The 10,833-nt window shown below is 58.9% G+C and carries 11 protein-coding genes; 10 read left to right on the top strand and 1 reads right to left on the bottom strand.

Annotated elements, in window-relative coordinates; all coding sequences use genetic code 11:
- Positions 1 to 27 precede the first annotated feature (27 nt).
- The 4 genes from C4S71_RS23040 to pilV are packed head-to-tail and all read left to right on the top strand — an operon-like array spanning position 28 to position 3,368.
- Complete coding sequence (locus C4S71_RS23040) at positions 28 to 582, top strand: type 4 pilus major pilin (protein WP_103970020.1); 555 nt, start codon at positions 28 to 30, stop codon at positions 580 to 582.
- Positions 582 to 1,553, top strand: coding sequence for an ATPase, T2SS/T4P/T4SS family (locus C4S71_RS17295; protein ID WP_103970019.1), 972 nt, complete (start codon positions 582 to 584; stop codon positions 1,551 to 1,553). The genes C4S71_RS23040 and C4S71_RS17295 overlap by 1 nt, the downstream gene beginning before the upstream one ends.
- Positions 1,553 to 2,041 carry a hypothetical protein gene (locus C4S71_RS17290; RefSeq protein WP_103970018.1) on the top strand — a complete coding sequence of 163 codons (489 nt, stop codon included), beginning with the start codon at positions 1,553 to 1,555 and terminating at the stop codon, positions 2,039 to 2,041. The genes C4S71_RS17295 and C4S71_RS17290 overlap by 1 nt, the downstream gene beginning before the upstream one ends.
- A 10-nt stretch (positions 2,042 to 2,051) precedes the next feature.
- On the top strand, positions 2,052 to 3,368 hold the full coding sequence (gene pilV / locus C4S71_RS17285; RefSeq protein ID WP_103970017.1) for a shufflon system plasmid conjugative transfer pilus tip adhesin PilV: 1,317 nt from the start codon (positions 2,052 to 2,054) through the stop codon (positions 3,366 to 3,368).
- Between the two features lie 538 nt (positions 3,369 to 3,906).
- Here pilV and C4S71_RS17280 read toward each other — a convergent pair.
- On the bottom strand, positions 3,907 to 5,046 hold the full coding sequence (locus C4S71_RS17280) for a site-specific integrase (RefSeq protein ID WP_103970016.1): 1,140 nt from the start codon (positions 5,044 to 5,046) through the stop codon (positions 3,907 to 3,909).
- A 90-nt stretch (positions 5,047 to 5,136) separates the two neighbouring features.
- Between C4S71_RS17280 and C4S71_RS17275 the strand changes: the two genes are divergently transcribed.
- The 6 genes from C4S71_RS17275 to traD are packed head-to-tail and all read left to right on the top strand — an operon-like array spanning position 5,137 to position 10,831.
- Positions 5,137 to 5,979 carry a hypothetical protein gene (locus C4S71_RS17275; RefSeq protein WP_103970015.1) on the top strand — a complete coding sequence of 281 codons (843 nt, stop codon included), beginning with the start codon at positions 5,137 to 5,139 and terminating at the stop codon, positions 5,977 to 5,979.
- A 13-nt stretch (positions 5,980 to 5,992) separates the two neighbouring features.
- A complete protein-coding gene (locus C4S71_RS17270) occupies positions 5,993 to 6,757 on the top strand; it encodes a TIGR03759 family integrating conjugative element protein (protein ID WP_160113406.1) in 765 nt (254 codons plus the stop codon).
- Positions 6,758 to 6,770: 13 nt separating this feature from the next.
- The gene (locus C4S71_RS17265) at positions 6,771 to 7,502 is read left to right on the top strand and encodes a transglycosylase SLT domain-containing protein (RefSeq protein WP_103970013.1); all 732 of its coding nucleotides are present in this window, start codon (positions 6,771 to 6,773) and stop codon (positions 7,500 to 7,502) included.
- Positions 7,503 to 7,515: 13 nt separating this feature from the next.
- The gene (locus C4S71_RS17260) at positions 7,516 to 8,067 is read left to right on the top strand and encodes an integrating conjugative element protein (protein ID WP_235014605.1); all 552 of its coding nucleotides are present in this window, start codon (positions 7,516 to 7,518) and stop codon (positions 8,065 to 8,067) included.
- Positions 8,068 to 8,108: 41 nt separating this feature from the next.
- Positions 8,109 to 8,654: a hypothetical protein gene (locus C4S71_RS17255; RefSeq protein ID WP_103970011.1), complete on the top strand. Its 546-nt coding sequence runs from the start codon at positions 8,109 to 8,111 to the stop codon at positions 8,652 to 8,654.
- On the top strand, positions 8,654 to 10,831 hold the full coding sequence (gene traD, locus C4S71_RS17250; protein WP_103970010.1) for a type IV conjugative transfer system coupling protein TraD: 2,178 nt from the start codon (positions 8,654 to 8,656) through the stop codon (positions 10,829 to 10,831). Before C4S71_RS17255 ends, traD begins: the two co-directional genes overlap by 1 nt.
- Positions 10,832 to 10,833 lie beyond the last annotated feature (2 nt).

The following is a 10,833-nucleotide window of genomic DNA, read 5'->3' as shown; positions in this document are numbered from 1 at the left end:
TCTGCAGAATCGTGGGAGAACGAAAAGATGCATGCTAAAGCTAAAAATGTAAGGGAATCTCGTTGTAACTCTCGGCGGCAAGGTGGATTCGTGTCCGCAGAAATACTCATCGTTATTGTGGTGCTAGGCCTGCTCGCGTGGGCCGCTCTTGGGCCGCTTACGAGTTTTTTTCAGCGTGGAACAGGCAGTGCTGAAACAACCAATGCGAGGAACCTCGTCAATAATGTTAGCACCCTGCGACTGAGCGATGGGCGGTATCCTGCGAATCTTCACCAGGCGATGCAGTTGGTCGAAGCTTACCCTGCAAACATGGAAAGCACTAGCTCAGGGGTACGTAATTCGTGGGGTGGGAATGTCACCGTAGCACGGGGGAGTAATGCCCGGCATTTTGTGTTGACATACGAGAACGTGCCCGCTGCCGCGTGCCAGCAGCTTGCCACGAGTGTCATTTCCGCTCGTAATATCGATGTCTATATCGGAAGTCAATCTGCACCATCGAGTGACCCCGAAGCGCTTTCCAACCTGGCCATCGCACAGTGCAGTGGTGATGCAAACACTATCAGGTGGCAGGGGTTCCATTGATGCAAGAACAATCAATGTCGCCCGTCAGGCACGGTTCGTTCTCCCTTCCTGACGAGTTCGTGAATCTCTATGTGGGCGCGGACTTCTGCCAGATGGCTGCCGGGGGCGGGCCTTTGCAGGATGCATATATTGGAGCGGAAGAGCAGCGCCTAGCGCTGTACCAGGCGTTACAGCATGAGTATCAGGCCGTAGGGGGGGCGGAGTTCACTTTCCGCCCTTCTCCGGGGCTAAATCTGCGTGCGACATGCGTGCGTGTGGTTGACGGCACACCGATATTCATCCTGCGTCGTTTTCGCCGGATCCCCGAGATCCATGAGCTTGGGCTGCGCACCGAATTGATCGATTTTCTCATGCGGCCTGATCTGACGGGGCTAGTCATCATCGCAGGCCAGCAGGCATCTGGAAAAACCTCGACCGCGGCGAGCCTGCTCAGGGAACGGCTTCGTCGCCATGGTGGCGTTGCGGCTGCGGTGGAGGATCCGGTGGAGACTGACCTTCTTGGAGTGCATGGAGCAGGGAGGTGCTTGCAGTTCGTTGCTTCGGCGGCGAATGGTGGGTATCCCGAGCAAATCAAGATATCTCTGCGCACTGGTGCGCTGCTAACTTTGATCGGAGAGGTGCGGGACCCGGTTGCAGCGGAGCAAGCGGTGAACGCAGGAATCAACGGCCACCTGATTCTCACCACCGTCCATGGGGGCGGCATCACTGAAGCCATTGAGCGCGTATGTTCGCTGGCAGGCCGGGCTATGGAACAGCGCGACAGCGCCAACTCCATCGTGGCGCATGGGCTCACGGCAGTGATCCACCAGGAGCTCCTGAGCGGTGCCGGCAGCACGATGGTGATTTCCCGAGGGCTCTATCTCCACGGTACCGAACAGGCCGTCAGGGACCGGATACGGAAGGGAGAGTTCTCCGCTCTGGAAGGGGAGATAGATCGCCGCGCGAATGAGCTTACGTGGGGAAACGGCTGATGTTTCTCTTTCTGGCAATCCCGTTCATCACGCTCATGTTACTGCTTTCTCAGAGCCTGGCGATGAGCATTGTGGTCGAGGGGGCCGATTTAAGGGCACGGACACTGGCGAACGCGATGCTAACTGCACGGATTTATGCCGATCGCAGCGTTGGCCCTACGCAGAGTGGTGTTCTTGACCTGAACGATGTCCTTCCGGCGCATCACCTGCATATCGCCACGGACCTTGGCGTTCGCGCGCTGGCTGACAGCGGGACGGTGTATCTCTATCTCGATGCCGATGTGCCCGGATTGATGCATCACCTTGCTGAGATGACGCGTCATTCGGTGCACGTGGGACGCATCATGGCTGGCACTGGCAATAGCCGAGTGCTGGTACCAAGTGCGGAGGCCTGCAAAAGCCTTGGTGTTACCGGCAATGCCTGCCAGACGCCGGCAGCAGCGGAACTCACGATTGGCGCCGTAGCGCTGCGCAGCGGCAATACCTGAGGAAAACGTCATGATGGTTAAACGTAATGCGTCACCTCTAAAGCTGTTGTCGAAATCGTCTCGACAAGGTGGTTTCGTTCTTCCCGGCGTAATGATAGCTCTCGTTGTTGCTAGCATCGTATCGGCGTCAGGCTGGCAGCTCTGGGGTTATTACAATGATCGTCAGGTGGCCGCTACGGCAGCAGAGCAGCATCTGCGCGTTGCACAGGCCGCTAGGACAGCATTGCGTGAGAACTACGCGTTTTTTCAGAGTAATAACAACTGTTCAACCAATCGCTGGAACTACCTGATCAATAATGGGTATCTGCCATCCGAGGAATTCTCCTCCGGGGTCAACCTACTGGGGCAGACCTACCAGGTCCGTTACTGTCGTTCTGGCGGGTCAGGAGAACCGATCCAGACACTAGTGCTAGCGTCAGGTGATCCAGCGACGAGCGCGCGTGTCCAGCATCGGCAGGCCATGAGCATGGGAACACAGGCTGCCTGGCAGACTAGCGCAGGACTGATGAGTCCGTTCTATGAGTCATTCGGCTATGAGTTGGCCACATTCGGGCAGTCTGCCGCTGCGGTGGGTTCAGTCGCATGGTTCGACACGCTCGAGTTTTCCTCTGCCGGAGGCAGTGAGTATCTCTATCGGCATGCGGTAGCGGGTTTCCCTGAACTCAACCGGATGCAGACCGACCTGGACATGGACGGTAATGACATCGCCAATGTAGGAGACCTCGGTGCTGTCTCTGTTGAGGCTAGCCAGGATGTCAATGCGGACCGCGACATCAATGCTGGTAGGCGGCTGACAGCGGCACAGGATCTTGTCGTCGGGCAGGATGTACTTGCCGATCGTGACGTGCGTGCAGGGCGGAATCTAACGGTCGGGCAAGATGCCACGGTGGCTCGAGACTTTCGGGCTGATCGTGACGTGACAGCGGGCCGGAACATCATTGCCGATAATGAGCTACGCGCTCAGGGTGATGTGCGCACCGGAGGTTATCTGCGCCTGGCCTATAACGGCCACAGCGCTGGGCAGAGCTGCAGCCAAGGACGGGGGGCCATAACGATCGATTCTTCCGGTATGATACTTTCTTGCCAATCCGGTCGCTGGTCTACGCCAGCGGCCGATGCCCCAAGAATTACTACCAGAACATACAGCAACCTGCCTAACGACAGCACTGTGAATGTTGGCACCTTTGATATGTGTTGGTTGCTTCGAGTAAATCCCACTGGCGATAGATCATTTAGTCCATACCTTTATTACACGGGGTCAGCTCCACCATATAGGTGGTATTTGACCGGCTACAGACTGCGCGATGTGCACGTTGGATGTATCTAGGCCAGCTTCGAGGTGCCAAAAGGCGTATCAAGTTTGGTTGTGGCAGCGGAGTATCTCCTATGGCCAAAGGTAAACAAGAACCTGCTGATATGGATTGAGCTTTCTACCTTGGCGTAGCCACCGTTATGTAAGAGCTGCTGCCGGACCCTCGGCTATTAGCACACTGAGTAGTTCCTGTATCACTCGTTAGCGTGCCGCCCCGATGGCTGGATATAGATTTTTCATGCGATTCCGTCGAGTAGCCAAACCAGAAGAATCTGACCGTATGAGTCGCTACGCTTGTTCCCGCCGGCGGCCGGATCGTAGCGCACCGGCCAGTTCGGTTTGCCTCGGTAACGACTCCGACTGGTGTACCGGACCGCCAGCGACCGGATTGGCAAAGCTGTTGCACGCAAGCGATTGAAGTAACATGGAATTTCCAGGATTTGCGTGAAACCCTTTCGGTTTTACAGTCGCATGCGGAGAACTGATAGTTGCTGCCTGATGATGAGTATGCCATGCATTACAGGCGTTGCCAGTGGCAACGCCTGAAGAGAGGTCATGCGGCCAGCGGATCGATGTACAGCGAGCAGTGTTGCGGTTCTGTGTCCGTGTCTTCGTAGCCAGGGGTGGGCAACTGATCACCTCGGGCCAGCGTTGTTGCGATCAGCTGGCAGAGCAGCGCTCGAGTGGTGTATTCAATCGAGTCTTCGCTGCCGATGATCTGATGCTTTGTGCCGAAGTCGGGGAACTCGACAACGACAGTGCCACAAGACTTGACCTCGAGCGTAGCGGGGTAAGGGATGAAGTGAGTGAGGATCTGCTGCCGTGCGCGTTTTCGCCCTGCGTCGAGCTTTTTCACCAAGCGCCGGGCGCGGAGGTGGGTATAGCGCTTGAGCATGGCGAGGCTTTTGTGGCCGCTGATCGTGGCGATTTCCATCACGTCCAACGTACCGAGTTCAAACAACCGAGAAATTGCTTCGTGACGGAGGTCGTGGAAATGTAGGTCTTCAATTGCGAGCTCTCTCATCATTGCGCGCCAGACACTCTTCAGCCCGGCCGCACGATACGTGAAGACCCGGCCCTGAGGTTGTGGTCCCAGGCGCATGAGCGCCTCCCGTGCTTCAAGAGATAGCGGCACATCTCGGCTTGATCCGTTCTTGGTTTCTGGAAGGTGAGCGATTGATGCTTTGAGGTCGATGCGCTCCCAGCGCAGGCCGAGCAACTCAGCCTGACGCATTGCTGTCGTGAGCGCGAGAATATAGATCGACAGCAGTTCCGGGTTCGAGTACGCCTCGCAGTATTTTCGGATAATTCTGTCCTCTCTGGGCATGAGGCGTCGTGTCCGCGGCGGTGCGGGCTTGGGTTTGCGCACCCGAGTGACAGGGTTTTCGTCTACCAACCCCCACTCGATTCTGGCGACATCGAACACGCTCGACAGCAGTGACATCTCCAGGCGCACAGTGCTGGGGGAGAGCGGCTTGCCGGTTTTGGGGTTGACCTCTGATAGTCTCTGGTCCCGGTAGGTTGCGATATCAACGCTTGTGAGTGTGCTGATAGGCTGCTCAGCGAGGAAAGACTGCTGCAGCTTGCGAATCCTATAGGACTCTTGTTCAAAGCCGCGCTTGAGGATCGATACGGCGTTTTTATAACGATCCAGCACCTTGTGGAGAGTGGGGTACTCAACGAGGGCGTCCATCAAATCATCTGCTCCGGAGTTAACGTTTCTGCTCGCTGCCGTTTCTGCTCGCTGACAAATTGAGCGGCAACTTGGTCAACAGCAGAACGCATGATGTCAACGTCAGCCGACAACACGGAACCCCTTGATTACAGTTACGATTCGCCTGGTGACTCCTCTAAGCCTGAGTTTTCGTTAGCTGCCGACCAGGATCATAAGCGTGAAACTCGTGGTCGCCAGCCCCGGGGCATGCTGGTCGCCGCTGTGGTGGTCTTGCTGTTTGTCGGGGCCGCAGGCCTCGTCGCTAGTTGGTTCATCATGCAGGGCAATGAGCAGAACGGGCTGCAGCTAGAGTTATCGGCGACCAGGGCCGATGTTGTGCTACTCGAGGAGCGTGTCGCTGACCTGATGATGCTCGGCGAGAGACTTGCTGAACTTGAGCAGCGTATAGAACAGCTCAGTGAGGCGTTGAGTGATCAAGCGGATCGTGTTGACGTGCGCATCTCGGGAGTGCAGCGGGAGCTCGAGCGGGTAAATGCACAGGGCGCTCGCTCGGAAGTCAGAATCGAATCGCTGCACGAGCAGCTCGGCAGTGCAGTTCAGGAGTTAGAGGGGGCGGTCAACGAAGCCCGCGAGGAGGCCGCTCAGGCGCGTGAGCAGGCGAGGGCAAGAAGCCAACAAACTCAGGCCCAAGTCGCCCGCGCTTCCTCTCCCCCTTCTCGTCCTCAACCTCAACCTCAACCTCAACCTCAACCGCCATTTCGCGTCAGCGGAGTAGAGTGGCGCGGAGGCAAACCTTTCTTGAGTATCGCCACCGGCGCCGTTCGGTCGCTGCGTGATGTGCGCCTCATCGGTGAGCGCGAGAGTGTCGATGGTTGGCAACTGATCGCCATTCGTGGCGGCACGGCGCAGTTCAGCGTGCGCGGCGAATCCGTCGATGTGCCTATCCCTTGAAGGAGATCTGATCGTGGCTCTAAATCCCTACCACCGAGCCCTGCTGGTTCTTGTGGTGTTTACGCCGAGCGTCGTGCTTGCTCAGTCGCAGCAACAGCAGGTGGCCTCCGATGTGTCTGGCGTTGAGCAACGCCAGACACAGATTCGAGACACACTGCGCGAGCAGGCCAAAGACTGGGGGCTGTCCGAGCATGAGTGGGAACGCTATGAGTCGATTATGGAAGGGATCCGCGGCATCTGGTCGCCTGGTCTGGACCCGCTCACCGCCTTGGGCGTAGAAGCTGAGACTACCGCCGAGCGTCGGCGCTACGCAGAGCTCATGGTCGAAGTCGAGCGCGCACGTGTCGAGCGAGAACTTGCGTTTGAGCGTGAGTACCAAGCCGCCTGGGCGCGGCTGTACCCTGATGAACTGCGCGTGCTGCCGTTCGAGACTAACCCTTCCGGGGGCGATGGGGGGGCCGTTGCCACTGGCAACGGATTCTTGTCCCAACTGACCGGAGGTAGTTCAACTGGTGGGTTAAGCACGAGAGCCCGTGTCTATGTCGCCCGAGAAGGCTGTCGTGAATGCTCCGCCGCTGTGTCGGAGCTGATCGGTAACGGGCAGCCGCTCGACATTTTTGTCGTCGATGCCGGTGGTGACGATGATGCGATCCGAGCATGGGCGCGAGCGCATGAGATTCCCGTCGAAGCAGTGCAAACCCGCCGCATCACGCTGAATCACGGGGCACTGGATGCATCCCGGGGTATCACACCTGAACGTTTGCCCGTCGTTCAGTGAGGGGAGCGATGGGATGCGACGAACCATCGTTCTGGTAATCGCTGCTCTTGTCACGCTGACTGCTCTGGCGACACCGGCGCAGGCCGGTCGCGATGTGCCGGCAGCTTATGTCACAGCGGCGAGCCGACACGGCGTGCCGCCGGCGATTCTCTACGCTGTGGCGCTTGCCGAGTCGCGCATGGCGCTCGGCAACGGTATGTCCCGCCCATGGCCGTGGACGCTCAATGTCGCAGGTCAGGGGCACTATTTCCCCGATCGTGCCAGTGCATGTGCGGCGCTCCAGAGGCACTTGCGCAGTACTCGTAACGTCGATGTTGGTATCACGCAGATAAATGTCCGGCACAACCCAGACCTCTACGGACAGGGACGTCGCTTCGCGGATCCGTGTGCGGCGTTGGATCCGTATGCAAATCTCGACGAGGCCGCACGGCTACTGCGGCGACATTACGGTGTTACGCGCAACTGGCTCGATGCGGCAGGACGCTATCACCGACCAGCTGGTGGGGCACCGGCGGAGCGCTACCGCCGTATCGTCGCCCAGAATCTGGCCCGCTTGCAGGCTGCCGTTGACACCATGCCGGCCGACCCACCGGAGGTTGCTTCGCTGGGGGCTATGGTGAGTGAAGCTGAGGCGCTGGGTAACGACGGCTCGCCGATTGCTATGTGGGTGGAGCCCGATGCTCCTGTGTCTACATGGATCGACCCCGAGAACCGTTGGTATCGGCTGGTTGCGGCTCACTATTGAGAGAGACAAATACATGAAAGGACTACGTCCGTTGCCATTGGCAACGCTTTGCATGGCCGCAGCGCTCTGGGGGCAGGGACACGCCCAGGAGAGACCACCAGGACTGCCGAGTCTCACAGTCGTGGCCGACCATGGCGGCGAGCCAGCGAAACCCTACTACGTTGCCATCGGAATGTCCGGAGTTGAAGAGCATGAGGGGTATGTGCCGGGACCAGGGTATCTCGCGCAGATCACTGAGCGAGACATGCTGCCGGTCATCAGCGAGCGACTGACACCCGGGCGAGTCGAGCCGCGTGTGCTGGATTTGCCCGCGTCCATGACGCCTTTCTTCCTGATTGGTGATGACGATGTCTCGTGGCAATGGATTGAGCAACGCCGGGACATGCTACTGGAGCAGCGCGCAGTCGGTTTGGTGGTCAACGTTAGTTCGATCGAATCGCTGGAGCAGTTGCGTGCTCACAGCGGCGGCATTGAGCTACGTCCTGTGTCGGGCGATGACCTGGCCGGACGCATCGGGATCGCCCACTACCCTGTACTGATCACGCCCCAAGGGTTGCACCAGTGACGGTAATTGATTTCAAGACATTTTGGCGCCGGAGAACGCGCGTGGACTTGCCAGAACATACCTTTGATGAGAACGAGTTGCCGCTGATACGCCTGTCTGAGGCACTGGGTGTCCCGGACCCCGAGCATCGTGTGCTCGTCGCTCGGGTGATGAGTGTAGTCCTGCGAGCACGTCGTGAGCTGGGGGCACCGGTATTGAACCCGTCGGAGCTCGTCGAGTGCATCCGCCACATCTCGGACCTGGACGATCTGTCGCTGGAGTATGCTGGGCATGTCCTGCCGGCCAGCGCGTGGCGAGCGGTAGCCGCACGCCTGGCGGAGCTTGAGCCCGATGGTATACCGGCACGGTATCGAGGGCGTGACCGCCGCATCCCGGCCCTGCTGATGCACTTGGATAATGAATCGGAGTCGTTCCCTGCAGATCCTTTGCTGGTGATGTGGTGCGAGCTGTGGCGTTACGATCCTGCCGTGTACCACGCCGTGGTCGCGGATCTGCAGCGCGAACGCTTGCTAGATCCCTTGGCTCGTGCGGTGGTGCTCTACCTGGGGGATACGCCCGAGTCGCCGTCGCCGGAGGCGTCGGCCTGATGGCGCACTATCCCATTGAGTCACTGCTGCGGCCCGCGGTCGAGCTCTACACCGCGGCGACGTGCGCGGCATGCGCACTTGTCTGCATGTATGCCCCCTGGGCGCTCGCGTTGACGCCCAGCGTTGGGTGGGGAATGTCGGCCGCATTCGCTGCGTTCGGTGCCTACCGTGGCCGGCAGGGATGGAGAATCCTCCGCTACCGACGCAACATGCGTCGTCTGCCGCGTTTCGAGCTGCGGGCCGATCAGATCCCAGTGAGCACAAGGGGACTGTGGATCGGGAAGGGGTTCCGGTGGGAGGCGCAGCATACCCAGCGACTCTATGAGGCCGCGGCACCGGATGCACGTCATTACATCAACCCGTCTCCGCTCTATAAGCTGGCACGCTCGCTCGAGCACCGCTGGGAGCGGTTCCGGATGCTGGCGATCGTCATTCGCCTTCTCTCGGCGGATACCGCGCTCAACCCGGTCCGGCCGCTGCCTCCTGTAGGGGGCAAGCCGGCGCTGCACGGCGTCGAGCTCGATGAACATGACGTCTACCTCCCACTAGGAGAGAGGGTCGGGCATACCCTGGTCGAGGGCACGACGCGAGTCGGAAAAACTCGACTCGCCGAAGTGATGATTACACAGGACATTCATCGCAAGTCTAACGAGTGTGTGATCGCCCTCGATCCGAAGGGTGACGTGGACCTGATGTTGCGGATGTACATTGAGGCGCTACGGTCGGGGCGTGGCGATGACTTCTATGTTTTCCACCTTGGCTACCCTGACCTTTCGGCACGCTACAACGCCGTGGGGCGCTTTGGCAGGCTATCAGAGGTTGCCACACGCTTGGCCGGACAACTCTCCGGGGCCGGTAACAGTGCGGCATTCCGAGAATTTGCCTGGAGATTTGTGAATATCGTTGCACGTGCACGTCATGCGCTGGGGCAGCGCCCCACCTATGATCAGATTCTGTCCGATGTCGTCAACATCGACGGCCTGATGATCGAGTATTCGCAGCAAAAGCTCTCTGAGCATAACGAGACAGCCTGGGAGAAAATTGCAACGATCGAAAGCAAGCTCAACGACAAGAACATTCCGATGGCGATGAAGGGGCGAGACAAGCGTGTCGTGGCCATCGAGCAGTTTCTACAGCAGGTTAAAGTGCGGGATCCTGTGCTTGAGGGGCTGCGATCGGCGGTGCGCTATGATAAGACCTACTTCGACAAGATCGTCGCATCTCTCCTGCCACTGCTCGAGAAGCTGACCTCGGGCCGGATCTCCGAACTACTGTCGCCCGATTACCAGGACCTGGACGATCCGCGTCCGATCTTCGACTGGATGCAAGTGATCCGGCGGCGCGGAATTGTCTATGTCGGGTTGGATGCGCTGTCCGATTTCGAGGTCAGCCAGGCGGTGGGCAACTCGATGTTCGCGGACCTTGTCTCGTGCGCCGGCCATATCTACAAGCATGGCGTGGATGATGACATGCCTGGGGCTGCTGGGGGTGGCAAGAAGGTTGCGATCAACCTCCATGCCGATGAAGTCAACGAGCTGATGGGGGATGAATTCATCCCACTGATCAACAAGGGCGGCGGCGCCGGCATTCAGGTCACTGCGTACACCCAGACGGCCTCGGACATTGAAGCTCGACTTGGCAGCGTCGCAAAGGCAGGACAAGTCGTGGGTAACTTCAACAACCTGATCATGCTGCGCGTGAAGGAGGAAAAAACTGCTAGGCTGCTCACCGACCAGCTGGGCCAGGTCAACATCAACGAGCGGATGCTGATGTCGATGACATCGGATGACCCTGATGTCGATACAGGGGTCGATTTCCGCTCTTCCGGTGGAGACAGAATCAGCACGCGTGCCGTGCCGGTGATTCAGCCCAACGACATCATCACTCTACCGAAGGGCCAGGCGTTCGCCCTGATAGAAGGCGGGCAGCTTTACAAGATCCGCATGCCGCTGCCGAAGCCCGACAGGGGCATCGATATCCCGAAGAACATCCAAGACATCGCAGAGCGTATGCGTGAGGACGCACAGGAGACAGGGGAGCGTTGGTGGGTACCGCTGATGCCGCCGCCAGTCGAGTTCGATGTGCCGGAAGAGTTCCGCGACGGGCGCAGGCAGGCGATGTACGTACCGCCTGGCGGTGGTGGCGATGCCGGCGTTGACGACGTGATGGGTAGCTGACT

The sequence above is a fragment of the Billgrantia desiderata genome, from assembly GCF_900108215.1.
Lineage (GTDB): Bacteria > Pseudomonadota > Gammaproteobacteria > Pseudomonadales > Halomonadaceae > Halomonas > Halomonas desiderata.
Note: the sequence above shows the minus strand (reverse complement) of the source record. Positions and strands in the feature narration are given on the sequence as shown.